This window comes from Photorhabdus stackebrandtii (assembly GCF_011189495.1).
In the GTDB taxonomy this organism is placed as follows: Bacteria; Pseudomonadota; Gammaproteobacteria; order Enterobacterales; family Enterobacteriaceae; genus Photorhabdus; species Photorhabdus khanii.
Genome location: NZ_PUJV01000012.1, coordinates 81,359 through 96,135, shown reverse-complemented (window position 1 = coordinate 96,135; position 14,777 = coordinate 81,359). Strand labels below are relative to the sequence as shown.

The window sequence follows — 14,777 nt, the reverse complement described above, 5'->3', positions numbered from 1 at the left end:
ATTATCTTGATAAAAGCAAACGAGTTTAATGCATGACGGTTTTTTTGGATATTCAATATACCAACGGTCATTTCTTCATATATTGAATGTCGAATCGTTCCATTCTTAGGCTGTCATTGTCGTTCAATAAATAATGGCAGTCAAAAGTACTTGTTGCTTACTCTGAGACCAGTATTGATGAGTTAATTGGAAATGAGTTAACCACCACATATCCAATCCCCATCCTGACTAAGTCTACTTGTTTAATATGATATGAGAGTCCATTATGATGAAGAAAAGAAAAATATTTATTACAGGTGCTGGTGGAGGTATTGGGTCTTCATTGGTTCAGGATCTCCTGCAAGCAGGTCATTTTGTAGCTGCTGGAGACATCACATCAATTAATATTCACGATAGTAACAGCGATTCAGCTCGTTTAATTCCCCTTCTGTTAGACATACGGGATGTCAATAGCTGCACCCAAGCTATTCAAACCGCAGTGGAGACATTTGGTTCAATAGACACACTGATTAATGTGGCAGGTATTTGCTACGGAGGCGATCCACTTACTGCGTCACCTGAAGAATGGGAAAACACATTTGATATTAACGTAAAAGGTATGTTTCAAATAACCCAGGCCGCTTTACCGTATCTACAAGGAAAAGAGCGCTCTGATATTGTGAATATATCTTCCGTATGGGGAGTAGACTACAATCCGAATCTACTCTCATATTCAGCATCAAAGTTTGCAGTAGAGGGCTATACAGGTGGATTACGCGCGTGGGGCCTTCCCAGAAATATACGCGTGACGTCGTTGCAAGTGGACAAAGTCGATACCAACTTTCGCCGCAATTTAGGTAGTGCGGGTGTTTTCCCTGATGAAAAATTGAGAAAAATGCTTACACCAAAAGATGTTTCAGAAGCTGTATGCTTTGTTCTCAGTACAAATTCGACTGCGCATATATCATATATGCGTCTTGATGCTCCATTATGGTATCAATTAGAAAAATAAGGTCATTGTTATGCGAGTTACACCACAGCTAGCCGTCATTCTGACTCTATTTGCAACCTTCTTTTGGGGCTCCAATTTTCAGGCAACAAAACTCGCTCTCAGCAGCTTACCTCCATGGACTGCATCTGTTGAACGTTTTGTCTTTGCTGTCTTAGCTATTTTTATCTTTATGGTCCTTAAAGGCGGCATTCACGGTAAAGTACTGAGACAAAACCTTCTTGCATTCATTAGTCTTGGAACAATTGGCGTCGCCGGCTTCAATGGGGCTTTGTTTGTTGGTCTGCAAAGCTCCAGCCCTGTCACTGCTGCATTAATAATGGCGACAACCCCAATTTCAGCCAATATTCTGGAAGCCATAATGAATCGTCGTTTTCCAGATCTTATCCGTGTATACGGGATGACGATTAGTCTATTTGGTGTAGCGTTAGTTATCACCAATGGTCAATTGTTTTCTGGCGGAACAATTTATACAGCATCTGGTGACTTAATCATTTTAGCAGGTAGCCTCGGTTGGGCAATTTACACGGTGGGAACCCGCACGTTTGTTACAGACGCTACTCCTCTCGAAACAACTAGTTGGACGATGCTTTTTGGTACTGTGATATTGGCTATTATTGCCATTTTTGTGGAATCACCGGTTCCTTCATTATTCTCAGGAAAACTTGAGAGTCATCTGGCGAGTGTCTACATGGGGATCGCCGGTTCCGTTTTTGCCTATCTTTTTTGGAATATAGGTATTGCTACTAGAGGACCAGGAAAAACAGCGATATTTTTCAATTTCGTTCCAATTTTTGCTCTTGGTATACAAGTAACGATGGGGGATATTCCAAGTTTAGCGCAAGTTATTGGAATAATTATCACCATTGCAGGGGTGCTTTTAGGACAGGGGGTGGTTACTTCGTGGTTTATATCTAAAGGATTGCCGGCAAAATAATAATCTACAATAATTAGTTGTTTGTTTTCTAGGGGGGCTTGGGAAAATGGAGATATAGTGTCCCCCGTTTTCTCAAAACCTGATGGGTAACTGCTGTAATTAAAATGGTAATTCGCTGAAATTTAATTAGTTACCGTTGCTTTTCAAACACGGTTTGATGAATCGTTATCTCCCTGATTACCTGATAATGACAGAGAATACTCAAGTTATGCCAAACCGAGATTTAGTTGAATCAATAAAAACTATCCCTGAGATTCTAGCCTTGCTTGATATCCTCCCTTTCCTAAAGCATAGGTATCTACACAAATTTCGCCAAAAATGGTACTGATATTCAGTATGCATTCAATTTTTCCATCGCCGGGCTCGACGCCCAGCTCAACCGTCGATATCAATCTTTGGTTAAACAACCTATGACTTCTGCCACTTCCGATCTGCCAATCGCTCCGGTGGCACAGTCACTGACGAATAATACCGGGTGTCACTCGACGCTGAATGAGAACCTGCTTCCCCAGGAAACGCATCTGGATGCGTTAACAGCCAGTATCAGCCAGATTGAAGCCCTGGAACTGAACAAAACATTGATTCATTTGATTGACCGGGAAGGCGATTCGGTGGACCATTTGCGTCAGCTCATGCAGCCAAGTTCGCCGCTCCCGGTCAGCCTGATAGTTATCTAGCTGATGGATAAGGAACTGACCCGGCTAACCGCAAGTGTATTGGGTCAGTTCGGCGATGTATAGATACCTTATGGCCTGAAAGGAAGGGGCTTCCCACGAAAAGCATGGTGAAAGAAGAGATTGATTTTAAGCACCTTGCTCATACTCATTATGAACAAGTGACCGCCAAAGCCACTCCTTCACCACCACCAATACACAGCGCAGCGATACCATTCTGCAAATGGTTCCGTCTCAAGTTATAGATTAACGTCACAAGAATGCGACATCCAGAAGCACCGATGGCATGTCCTAAAGCAATAGCACCACCATAAGGATTGATACGCTCAGATGGAACACCACACGAAGAAAGCACAGCCAAAGCCTGTGCAGCAAATGCCTCGTTTGACTCAAGTACATCAACATCTTCAGGCTTCCATTGCTGTTTTAATATACACTGGTGTATCGCTTCAATGGGAGCCACGCCCATAAGCTCAGGCTCAATACCTGTATTGGCAAAGCCGCTCAAAGTAGCCAATGGCTGTAAATTTAGACTTTCTGCTTTCTCGCGGCTACATAATAACACTGCCGCAGCACCATCATTCAGGGAAGATGCATTACCGGCTGTAACTGTCCCCTCTTTCTGAAAGACAGGCTTCAGAGAAGATAATTTTTCTATGCTAGTCTCCCGTGGCCCCTCATCTTGTACGAAACGGAGAATTTCTCCCTTTCTTCCTGCTATCTCAACAGCAACAATCTCGTCATTGAAATACCCCGCCTGTTGAGCATGAACAGCCCGGTGATGTGATAGAAGCGCATATTCATCCTGCTGAGCACGTGTTATATTAAATTGCTTTGCAACATTTTCTGCTGTCACTCCCATGTGAAAATGATGAAAAGCATCCCAAAGGCCATCATGTACCAAACTGTCTTTCAGTTCACTGTGGCCGAGACGAATCCCTTGTCGAGACATGGGTAGAATGTGAGGAGCCAGAGACATGTTCTCCTGCCCACCAGCAATAACTATCTCCGCTTCACCACTCTGGATCGCTTGCATACCCAAATGAACAGCTTTCAAACCTGAACCACAAACCTTATTAATGGTCATAGCTTGGGTAGTAACTGGTAACCCCGCTCGCAATGCAGCTTGCCGCGCTGGATTTTGTCCACAACCGGCCGTCAGCACTTGCCCCATAATGACCTGTTCAATATCTCGTGCAGCAACACCGCTTTCTGCTAGCAAGGCATGAATGACCGTACTGCCAAGAGAAGTTGCCGGTTGATTAGCTAGAGAACCTTGGAAACTGCCCGTTGCCGTACGTTTAGCAGCAACAACAACAACATCTCTCATGATTTCCCCCCTGTTTCACTCTTCAGTACATTTTTTTGAGCTATAGCTGCACGGAACGCAGTTAGCCCATTCATACAGGCGGGAACACCAGCGTACACTGCCATCTGGATTACAATCTCCAATAACTCTTTCTCAGTGACTCCTACATTAAGTGCAGCGCGCATATGCAGTTCTAATTGAGGCTGAGCATTACCTAAAGTAATCAAAGAAGCTACTGAGAGCATCTCACGCGTTTTAAGATCCAAACCTTCACGTCCCACAACTGCACCAAAGGCATAATCAGTAATCAAAAATGGTAAGTCTGCATCCAATTCTGCTAAACTTCCCATTACTCGATCTGCCAAACCTGGCTCTAATGATTCCATAATAGAGCGACCATGTTCGGTTAATGCTTCACCCATTTTCATTTTGTTTTCCTTACTAATATATTACTCTATGTGGTTTTAGTTGGGATAATTACTACCAAGAACAGTGGCAATGCAATTAACAATTCCAGCGGCACTGAAATATTAAACAGTGATACCAACCAATAGCGATATTGAATGACAAAAGAAACGTAGATATCCAACACAGGAAAAACATTTTCTCCCGTTAAACGCGCATTCACATCAGCAAGCCGACAACAATGCCAACCAAACTTTTAATTCAATATATAGCCATCATTGGTGAATTCACATAATATTCTTCAATAAATATGGGTACTTTCAGTAAGAATTTCCCAATCATTCCTTCGAGCATATGCGGCCAGATTTGTGTTATCACCAACGCAAACAGGATTTCCTGTAGCCTCTAACATCGATACATCAGAAAGGTCGTCGCCATAAGCAAAGCTATTTTCCAAATCAATATCTTGGCTGTATGAAAAGGAAGTTAACGCTTTTTTCTTTCCTTCTCCTATGGTTTGCGGTTCATCTATCTCTCCTGTTAGTTTTCCTTCTTTATTTAACAATAATTGCGTACAAAGAATAACGTCTACTCCCAAATACCGTCCCAATGGCTTTAATAAAGGCAACATGGATCCAGAGATAAATACTGTTAAATGACCATAAGTCTGATGCTTATAAAACGCATCTATTGCTGACGAAATATAAATCTCATCCTTTTCAAGAAATTTATTAAACCAATTCTCACCCTCTTGATACAACTCATCTATATAAACCCCACTGAGTTGCCGATAATACATACGATTTAATTCTTCTCTTTTTGCTCCCTGAGAAAGAGCAGTTATAAACCTCTCATTAAATTCATTATACTCATGCTGACGTTGGCGACAATGGCACCAAAATTGATAAAAATGAAACATACTTTTCATTTTTATCAAAGTTTCATCAACATCGAAAAAGGCCGCTATTCGCTTCACAGTTTCTACTCTCCCAATAAATTTTTTGACAGAATTTAGTTAAAGAAATCTGTTTAATTATATTCTTATAGTTATTTACCCTGATATTGTGATTATTTAAAAAGTAGTGAATTCACTGAAAGAAGCAGTAGGTAATTTTAGATGAGCATGGATATCTCCCCCTAAACCATATAAACCTATCGCGCCGCCAAAACTTTGCTGACAACTCATAAAAAGGACAACAATGTTGATAATCCGGTTACGCTCCTTTCCCTCTGAGGGAAACGGATTAGGTAATTCTGCCCAATATTCTGCGTTCCCCTCAGCATCAGTAACAAAAACGTTAGGTATTCCAAGCGGCCCTGGACGACTAGGTTTCTCTGATGCCAGATCTCGTTCACGCAGACTCATAACAGTATAAACACTGTGTGGTACCAGATGCTTAAAAGTAAAATCAAAGCGCGCACTGCGCTTGTCTTTACTCAGAGTTACCGTTAGAGTCCCCTTGGCCTTCATCCAATCCCCCAATGTGATAGGTTGCAGCTTACGTCGTCCGTCAGAAGCTCGGAAATCAGCAATATATCCTTCATGTAATGGCCTGCTTGGTCGCTGATCTCGGGCAGCTTCTGGTCGCTGCTCTGGAGCAAATGTCATAGGATAGTTATTCATCGGTAGCGGTAATGGCAATGTATATAAAGTGATTTTTGCCAGATGGTCCTTTGACTGTGCATCAAGATTCTGAACAATATGATATGGTTCAACCTGTCCATAAGGTGGCAACGGGCTGTTCTGATTCACAATTGCACAGCCCCAGCGAATACCATTATCAGAGGGAATCTGACCGACCACGACAAAATTCCCGTGAATATCCACCACCTCAGCAGGGGGATAAAGGGGCCCCTGCGTAGTGACGGCCAGATTATAAGTTTGGCCGTATTTTTCAGGCATACACATTCTCCTCAACAGCTTGTGTGCTTATGTATTGAGTCTGCAAAATAGCCTTAGTGATTTCGTTAGCCATTGCCGCTTCTTTTTTGCTGATCACTTTTTCTGGATAAACCGTGAAGGTAACAGCCATAGATGCACAAAGTGTTGTATGTTGTGAGATATGAATATTAGCTTTAAAACGGGAACGGCGATCGTTAATATCCTCTTCTACCAATTCATAATTAACTACTGCTGGTAAAGGGAATAAAAAGTTTGAAAATTTTATATTCATATCATTGATGACATAATAAGACTGTCCTACTTTATCTGACATATAAAATTCTTCTGTCACAGCTATAAAAGTCTGACGGCAAGCCTCAATTAAAATCATCCCTTGAATATGTTGTCCAGTTTGGTGGTCAGCCATTAACTCACAACGTTCATCAATTAATAGTGGTAAAGAAAATAAATTTTCATTCACTTTCTCTGCAACACCTATCACCGTATTATGTGTTATTTTTTTATGGGAGTATTCATTTTTCCTCGAAACGGTTAACTGTTGCAAAGTAGTTAGGTCTATTTCGTTATTATGGCACTGGTTTCTCTTCTGATTATCTAATACTTTTTCTGCAAAATCATATCTTATTCCCTGACCAACAACAAACTGCTTCTTTATATCAATAATATGAGCAGGGATTTGTGTAATAAGATCCAATTGGCTAATGGTAACGACATCTTTACCATTGGCAAATGCATTAAATTTGTCCCCTACAACGACTATTTTTTTACACTCTGCTGTATTTTTCATTTTCGCTACCAGATTTTAAAATATCAAGAAATAGAACGATAAATACGGGTATAAAGACCACCATTTCCACCTGTAATGTAGTTATCCCCAGCTTGCTGGATAATGTTCAGATAACGTTCATTGGTAAACACTTCTAAATAGCTTTCTTTATCTACATTAAATGCCGAAATAAACATAACACCAGGTTGACCACTAATCAGAGAGTGGTAGGCTTCAAAACTGGTAATTTTTTCTTTATTTTCCCGCACTACATTAAAGATTGTCTCTTCACGCCATTGACGGTATTGTTTATAATTTTCCGCCGGTACTTCTACATGGCGAAGTTGAATATATTCTGTAACAGGAAGATCATCTTCCGAGTCAATTGGCGCTTCAACAAATTTTACCAATTCACGGCGAATATCTCCGCTTAATATTGAAGAAAAACTCTTAAATGCCGATTCTAATTCGTTTTCACTTTCGCTTATTTCATCAATAGATGAAAAAGAACGAAGTTCTAATAATTCATTAATTCCCTGTTCATCTGAAATAAAATATTTTTTATTATTTTTATTTTTATTTTTATTTTTCAATGTATTGAACTTATGAGTGTCAGTTTGTTCTTTTAATGGAAAACGTGTAATAATTACGTATTTCGCAGACATTTTAAATTATCTCGTTGTTTATATTGGTAGTCGCATAATAAAGATTTTATTAAGTTATGGAATTGTTATTTTTGTGATATATTTATTATATTAAAAGTTTCATAATATAATCTCTGTTCCATTTAAGAACGGTCATTCCGGGAGTCAGTAGATACGGCCGCGATGTCTTGAATATTCTATCTGAGAAATATTTTCTAGCATTACCCGATCCTAAAGAAGTCAGTCTTTTCCTGTCATTCCATTACGTATGTTAGTGATCAATGTAATCTATTCCGTTTAGAAAGAAAGACGACTGTAAACTACAGCCGTATTAAATTACGCAATGATGAATATAATAAGTTGATATTATTTAATCATTACCGTTCCCAGTAAGACTCTTCCAAACTATCTTCTTTTTCTGGTAAACCACGGCTTAATCGTGGCGAATGCTGACTCAATACCTGATAACTAACTCTGTTTGCATATTTACAAACCTGAGCAAGTGATGAATATGTCAGGTAAGTACGAATATGCTTACTGGAATTAGGCACATTCATTCTGTGATGGTTGTTAGCGGTTATATCATGCAGTAAAGCAGATAAAGCACCATCACCTGCACCATTGGTATTCATAATTTTTTCTGGCCCGCCCATATAAGGCTCAATATGGGAGTAAATTTTCATTGGAGTTTGACAATCAGATTTACGCATAGCGCGACTGAATTCATAACGGTTAAATTCAGCAATAGCGCCTGGTAGAAGTGGGTGAGTTGTCTGGCGCTTGTAATCCTCTTCCGTATACCCCGCCATATATAATCCCGCAGGACCAGCAGTACACAAAACTAAATCGACCCAATCCAGAGCCATATCTGAAGCCAATAATGGATCACTGAAACCGGTAAGCTCATAAGCTTCATCTTCATTCATTGCCAGAACAGAAATATTCTCAATCAGAAAATCGCGCCACCATTGTGGATCATCAGCAATAACATATTTTGTCCCCAAAGTCAGAACGACAGGCACACTGTATTTTTTCGCATATTCGATGGCTTTCATTGTTGCTTCTGGCATTGGTTCTCCCGACTGACAACGAACCAAATAAGCAGTCAATACCAAGGATGAAGCTTCAGCGATAATCTGCTCAGGGATATTCTCCGGTTTTAGTTGATTCATTTGTCCAGGACTAATGGCAAAAGTCCGCTCACCATTTTCTGTCACCAACGTAAAACAGCGGCCAATTGCACCGTCCACACCTTGTAAATAATTTAGATCAGTTCGGCTGGAGGTGTTACATAAGTAGCGATAAGCATAGCTGCCAATCTGAATGTTGTTACACATTGTGCCCAATAAAATGGAACGATCATCAGCCAGCACGGAATAATTATGTAAAGTATTACCAATCGTACCACCGGCAAATTCGTGGCTGATAAGATTGTTATCCGTCAGTTCCCTATACAAGGTTTCAGCTACATCATCTTCAATAACTAATGAGTGTCCCTGGCTGAGGTGATAACGCCGGATAAAATCTTCATCTACTTTCGCCTCAATATCCACTAATGTCTGATCGATACCAACAATATAAGCTCGGTTATTCTCACCATCCATCATTTCTTTAATTGGCTGGAGTAAAGGATCACGCAGACTGACGGGAAAATAGTGTTTTGATTTACGTTTACCGGGGAATTTCATATTTGATTGATGCTATAACGCGAAAAGATGCAGCATGTTAGCACAATAAAAACTGACAGGCAGCAAGTGTCATTGCGACACCGGCTGCCAGAAAGATTAAGCCACTTGCTGACGATTACGCGCCACATGACGAATCAGAACAAACATTACCGCCAGGATCAAACCGATAAAGGCACTGCCTACCAGGATAAGCAGACGCTTAGGTGAATCTTTCGCCGTTGGTTCATAAGGAGCCTGCATATATTTGAATGGTTGGAAATTAACTTTATCTATTGTAAGTGATTTAAGTTCATTTATATAGAACATGCGGTTACGTAAATCAGCATCAATCAAGGATGGATCTTTGATCTCTTCTGTAATTTGCAGCTTGCGTTGTAATGCATCAGCGCCCAAAGCGATGGAATAATCTGGATCGTCTTTGATCATTGCTCCTTCACTGGAAATAGGTCTTTTAATTCCCGCTGAATTAGCAATAGATAATGAATATTTCAATCGCTCAATATTAACTTTCTGTATATTATGAACACGATTCAAATCAACTGCATACAAACCCTCAGAGTAGTCAAGCTTCTGTTTCACCATATCTCTCAATTCACTTTCCAACTTCTCATGGACAACAGATGACACATATCCAATATAGCCATTTAGCAAGTTATATGCATCCTCAGCGGTTCTGGCACTGAAAGTCAGTTTAGTTTCACCACTTTCATCCTCTTTTTCCACTTTTGAAGAAGATGAAATATTATTATTCACAATCTTTTCAATCAGTTTTCTTTTTGCAAGTGGTGAGTGATCATCTGATTCAGCTATCAGATTTTTAAAATATTCTGTATTAACCAGGTATTCTTCTCGTAAAACACGTGAATTAAAATTATTTAAAAAATTATCATACAGTGATGATGAAGTTACCGATGGTTGTAAGCTTAAAACCTCTAGCTTAGTCAGGATATTTTTAAGTGGCTGTATTTCTTCAAGTTGAGGTTGAATAACTGAAGCTGAACTGGTCCATTTTTGTGGCATAAGAGATGCTGCTGTAAAACCAATAACAGCAAAAATGATAGTAACAGCAATAATCAATAACTTTGATTGAAATAAAACAGAGAATAACTCAAACAAATCAATTTCATCGTCTTGTTTTGAATTGTAATAATTAAAATATTCTTCACTGGAGTTAGTGCTTTTAATCGGTTTAATGCTCATTATTTATGTCCAAATTCAAATATGACTGTTACTAACTATTTTACAAAACATCATCCCACTGAGCTCTTAGTTAATATCCAGAAAAGCCGGGTGCAACAGTTCGGATAGATGGGCTCCCGCACGGGAATATATCATTAAAGAGCCGTTTAATCCTAATGATAGATTAATTCTACACACTATTTGTTTTGCTTCTGACAAACCTGTTCACCAGCGCCTCCAACAGAAAAATATGATTACTATTGTCGTTAAGCGCAGGAATATATTCAAATTTCTTCCCGCCAGCATTAAGAAATATCTCTTTATTCTGCTGTTTTATCTCTTCCAACGTTTCCAGACAATCGGACGAAAAGCCAGGACAAAGTACCTGAATATGCTCTATTCCCTGATCAGGCAATGATTTCATAGTTTGATTAGTGAATGGCATCAACCAAGGTTCACGACCAAATCGCGACTGATAAGTCATTATCACCTGATTTGCCGGATAGTTAATTGTTTGCTTTAGCAATTGAGTTGTTAACTCACACTGTGCAGAATAAATATCACCCGTATCAACAAAACGCCGTGGAATACTATGGTAGGAAAATAGTAATCTATCCGGCTTGCCATGCTCACGAAAACTCTGCTCAATAGTCTCTTTCAATGCAGAAATATAGGCAGGATGGTTAGCATAGCTACGGATAAAGTGAATTCCAGGGATAGTGCGATATTTCTGCAATATTTTACTGACGCCATCAAACACAGCCGCAGATGTAGAACAGGAATACTGGGGATAAAGTGGCAAAACAATCAACTCTTCAACATTCTGTTTGAGCAGATTATTAATTGCCTGCTCAAGCGATGGAGAACCGTAACTCATTCCCAATTCAACAGGAATATCTGCCAGTTTTTCTGCCAGCAATTTTTGCTGACGACGGCTATATACTAACAGGGGAGAGCCTTCATCAGTCCAAATTTGCTGGTACAACTTTGCCACACGTGAAGAGCGGAAAGGCAAAATAACGCCATATAGTATTGGAATCCAGATAAACCTGGAAAAATCGACAACTCTTTTATCACTCAGAAACTCAGCTAAGTAACGTTTTATAGCCACAGTTGTCGGTCCATCAGGAGTACCAAGATTAACTAATAAAACGCCATACTTACCACTACTCATCATGCCGATTCCCTATTGCCTTCTCTGGTGAAAACCCTAACATAATAAAATACAGATGAAAATCATGTTTATCCATCAGAACAATAAATAAAAACCAACTGATTTACCTGAAACAGTAAAGAAATAAGATAAGATAAGGCAGCTTATAAGCCGCCTTTTAAACATCACTAAGGTTGGCTAATCCAGAATTTTGACTAATTCTTCGCTAACCTCAGATACCTTTCGTGTACCATCAATTCTGAAATATTGGGTATCACCTGTTTCAGCTTCCTTCTGGTAATAAGATACCAAAGGAGCAGTCTGTTGATGATATTCAACTAAACGTTTACGCACGATATCTTCATGATCGTCTTTACGAATAGTCAATTCTTCACCGGTAACATCATCCTTATTTTCCACTGCCGGTGGATTAAATTTGATGTGATAAACACGGCCAGATGGCGCATGTACACGGCGTCCAATGATACGTTCAACAATCAGTTCATCAGGAACATCAAATTCCAAGACATAATCAACATTAATACCGGCTTCTTTCATTGCATCAGCCTGAGGAATGGTACGAGGGAACCCATCCAACAAGAAACCATTGCGGCAGTCATCTTGTTTGATGCGCTCTTTTACCAAAGCAATAACCAGTTCATCAGTAACCAGCTTGCCATTGTCCATCAATTCTTTTGCTTTTAAGCCCAATTCTGTGCCAGCCTTAACTGCAGTACGCAACATATCGCCGGTAGAAATTTGAGGGATCCCATATTTCTCCATGATAAATTGCGCCTGAGTCCCTTTACCGGCGCCCGGAGCGCCCAGCAGAATAATACGCATTGCGTAAGTCCCCTTGCTAGTTAGTTTTTATATTTGTAAGAAAACGAGTCACCATACCATTTGGGACGGGGTTCGCTCAAGAAAACAGGGAAACGATTTCGTGATATTTTTTTGCAAAAAATAAACCACGCCCCATCTCACTACCGAAGGCGTGGTTTACAATCGTTACCAGAAAATAATTAAATCAAGCTTTTTCAGACAGTAATAACTGATTCATACGGCGAATAAACTGGTTTGGATCTTCCAATGTGCCACGTTCAGCAAATAATGCCTGATCGAGCAGTAGTTCAACCCAATCCGAGAATTGAGCTTCATCACTGATATCGGCAACCAGTTTTACCAATTGATGATCAGGATTCAGTTCAAAATTGTATTTAACGTCCGGCACCTGTTGACCCGCCGCCGCAAACAATTTCGCCATCTGAGTGCTCATTTCATCCGCATTTGTTGTCACAATTGCCGGGGTATCCGTCAGACGGTGAGTCAATTTAACCTCTTTTACCCGATCACCAAGTAACGTTTTCACACGCTCAACAAACGGCTCCAGCTGTTTATCAATTTCTTCCTGTTCAGCTTTGTCTTCATCTGCCAGTTTATCCAAAGATTCATCAGCTTTACTGACTGACTGGAATTTCTTACCATCAAAGTCAGTAAGGTATCCCATCATCCATTCATCAATGCGCTCTGACAGTAGCAGAACTTCAATACCTTTCTTACGGAACAGCTCCAGATGAGGGCTATTTTTCGCCGCAGCATAACTGTCCGAAGTGATGTAGTAGATCTTATCCTGACCTTCGGCCATTCTGCTGACGTACTCTTCCAAAGAAACTGTCTGTGCAGAGCTGTCATTATGAGTAGAAGCAAAACGCAACAATTTAGCGATAGCTTCTTTATTCGTATTATCCTCTGCCGGACCTTCTTTCATCACCAGACCAAACTGCTGCCAGAATTGCTGATATTTTTCTGCGTCATCTTTCGCCAACTTATCCAGCATCTGCAATGCACGTTTGGTCAACGCATTACGTAAATTACGGGTAATAGAATTATCTTGCAGAATTTCACGGGAAACGTTCAGTGGCAAGTCATTGGAATCAATCAGGCCACGAACAAAGCGCAAATAGTTTGGTATAAACTGTTCTGCATCATCCATGATAAACACGCGCTGGACATACAATTTCAGCCCATGCTTATGCTCACGGTTCCACATATCCCACGGAGCCTGAGAGGGAATATAGAGCATACTGGTATATTCCTGTTTACCTTCTACGCGGTTATGGCTCCAGATCAACGGATCAGTAAAATCATGAGAAATATGTTTGTAGAACTCTTTATATTCTTCATCTGTAATTTCAGATTTACCACGAGTCCACAAAGCCTGAGCTTTATTAATCTTTTCCCAAGTTACTGTATCTTCTTCACCCTCTTCTTCGCTCTTATTTTTAGTTTCAATTTCAACTGGCAGAGCAATATGGTCAGAGTATTTACTGATAACAGAACGCAAACGCCAGTCATTCAGAAAGTCATCTTCCCCTTCACGTAAATGGAGGGTGATCTCTGTACCACGAGTTTCTTTTTCAATATCAGCGACAGTATAATCGCCTTCACCAGCGGATTCCCAGAATACGCCCTGATCAATTGAAGCACCGGCAGCACGGGTACGTACCGTGACTTTATCAGACACAATAAAGGCAGAGTAAAAACCAACACCAAATTGACCAATTAACTGGCTGTCTTTAGCCTGATCTGAACCAATAGATTCCAGAAAAGCTTTTGTTCCTGATTTAGCAATAGTGCCAAGATTATCAATGACTTCATCACGGGTCATACCAATGCCATTATCACTGATCGTGATAGCTCTTTTTTCTTTATCAAAAGAGAGGCGAACGCGCAGTTCACCATCACCTTCATAAAGTTCTGGAGCAGATAATGCACGGAAACGTAATTTGTCAGCCGCATCAGAAGCATTTGAGATTAACTCACGAAGGAAAATCTCTTTATTGGAATAAAGTGAATGGATCATTAATTGCAGAAGTTGTTTTACTTCAGACTGAAATCCACGGGTTTCCTGACCTTTCATACTCATTTGTTACCTCAATCTAAATCCAGTTCAGACAGATAAAATCAGACGATAGTATGCAGATGGGGATAAATAAGCCGAGTTTCAAGTTTGATTATTCAAAAGAGTATCAAATAACGCGAATAAGTTAGATATTTAAATAGGTTATAACCATAGCGGAATGGATTGAGAGGCGAGCGCCACATAAATGCAGCGCCTCAACATCTTTACG

The 14,777-nt window shown here is 40.1% G+C and carries 15 protein-coding genes; 3 read left to right on the top strand and 12 right to left on the bottom strand.

Going from position 1 to position 14,777, the window contains the following annotated elements:
- Window positions 1–265 precede the first annotated feature (265 nt).
- From C5470_RS12295 to C5470_RS12285, 3 genes are all read left to right on the top strand, one after another.
- A complete protein-coding gene (locus C5470_RS12295) occupies window positions 266–991 on the top strand; it encodes an SDR family oxidoreductase (protein WP_207626969.1) in 726 nt (241 codons plus the stop codon).
- Window positions 992–1,001: 10 nt separating this feature from the next.
- A complete protein-coding gene (locus tag C5470_RS12290) occupies window positions 1,002–1,925 on the top strand; it encodes a DMT family transporter (RefSeq protein ID WP_132355847.1) in 924 nt (307 codons plus the stop codon).
- Window positions 1,926–2,335: 410 nt separating this feature from the next.
- Window positions 2,336–2,602, top strand: coding sequence for a hypothetical protein (locus tag C5470_RS12285; RefSeq protein ID WP_166289391.1), 267 nt, complete (start codon window positions 2,336–2,338; stop codon window positions 2,600–2,602).
- Window positions 2,603–2,750: 148 nt separating this feature from the next.
- Here the strand turns inward: C5470_RS12285 and C5470_RS12280 are convergent, their stop codons facing one another.
- From C5470_RS12280 to htpG, 12 genes are all read right to left on the bottom strand, one after another.
- Window positions 2,751–3,929 carry an acetyl-CoA C-acetyltransferase gene (locus C5470_RS12280; protein WP_166289388.1) on the bottom strand — a complete coding sequence of 393 codons (1,179 nt, stop codon included), beginning with the start codon at window positions 3,927–3,929 and terminating at the stop codon, window positions 2,751–2,753.
- On the bottom strand, window positions 3,926–4,336 hold the full coding sequence (locus C5470_RS12275) for a carboxymuconolactone decarboxylase family protein (RefSeq protein WP_166289385.1): 411 nt from the start codon (window positions 4,334–4,336) through the stop codon (window positions 3,926–3,928). Before C5470_RS12275 ends, C5470_RS12280 begins: the two co-directional genes overlap by 4 nt.
- A 26-nt stretch (window positions 4,337–4,362) precedes the next feature.
- On the bottom strand, window positions 4,363–4,536 hold the full coding sequence (locus C5470_RS12270; RefSeq protein ID WP_166289382.1) for a hypothetical protein: 174 nt from the start codon (window positions 4,534–4,536) through the stop codon (window positions 4,363–4,365).
- Between the two features lie 78 nt (window positions 4,537–4,614).
- Window positions 4,615–5,289 carry an HAD-IB family hydrolase gene (locus tag C5470_RS12265; RefSeq protein ID WP_166289379.1) on the bottom strand — a complete coding sequence of 225 codons (675 nt, stop codon included), beginning with the start codon at window positions 5,287–5,289 and terminating at the stop codon, window positions 4,615–4,617.
- Window positions 5,290–5,385: 96 nt separating this feature from the next.
- Window positions 5,386–6,216 (bottom strand): hypothetical protein, encoded by an 831-nt coding sequence (locus tag C5470_RS12260; protein WP_166289376.1) that lies wholly within the window; start codon window positions 6,214–6,216, stop codon window positions 5,386–5,388.
- Window positions 6,209–7,003: an AfsA-related hotdog domain-containing protein gene (locus C5470_RS12255; protein WP_166289373.1), complete on the bottom strand. Its 795-nt coding sequence runs from the start codon at window positions 7,001–7,003 to the stop codon at window positions 6,209–6,211. The genes C5470_RS12260 and C5470_RS12255 overlap by 8 nt, the downstream gene beginning before the upstream one ends.
- 23 nt (window positions 7,004–7,026) lie before the next feature.
- Window positions 7,027–7,647, bottom strand: a complete 621-nt coding sequence (locus C5470_RS12250) for a hypothetical protein (RefSeq protein ID WP_166289370.1) — start codon at window positions 7,645–7,647, stop codon at window positions 7,027–7,029.
- Window positions 7,648–8,003: 356 nt separating this feature from the next.
- Window positions 8,004–9,314 (bottom strand): inosine/guanosine kinase, encoded by a 1,311-nt coding sequence (locus C5470_RS12245; protein ID WP_166289367.1) that lies wholly within the window; start codon window positions 9,312–9,314, stop codon window positions 8,004–8,006.
- A gap of 96 nt (window positions 9,315–9,410) precedes the next feature.
- A complete protein-coding gene (gene wzz(fepE), locus C5470_RS12240; RefSeq protein ID WP_166289364.1) occupies window positions 9,411–10,514 on the bottom strand; it encodes an LPS O-antigen length regulator Wzz(fepE) in 1,104 nt (367 codons plus the stop codon).
- 169 nt (window positions 10,515–10,683) lie between these two features.
- Window positions 10,684–11,667 (bottom strand): ferrochelatase, encoded by a 984-nt coding sequence (gene hemH, locus C5470_RS12235; RefSeq protein WP_166289483.1) that lies wholly within the window; start codon window positions 11,665–11,667, stop codon window positions 10,684–10,686.
- A gap of 177 nt (window positions 11,668–11,844) precedes the next feature.
- On the bottom strand, window positions 11,845–12,489 hold the full coding sequence (gene adk, locus C5470_RS12230; RefSeq protein ID WP_166289361.1) for an adenylate kinase: 645 nt from the start codon (window positions 12,487–12,489) through the stop codon (window positions 11,845–11,847).
- Between the two features lie 184 nt (window positions 12,490–12,673).
- Complete coding sequence (gene htpG, locus C5470_RS12225) at window positions 12,674–14,566, bottom strand: molecular chaperone HtpG (RefSeq protein WP_207626979.1); 1,893 nt, start codon at window positions 14,564–14,566, stop codon at window positions 12,674–12,676.
- Window positions 14,567–14,777 lie beyond the last annotated feature (211 nt).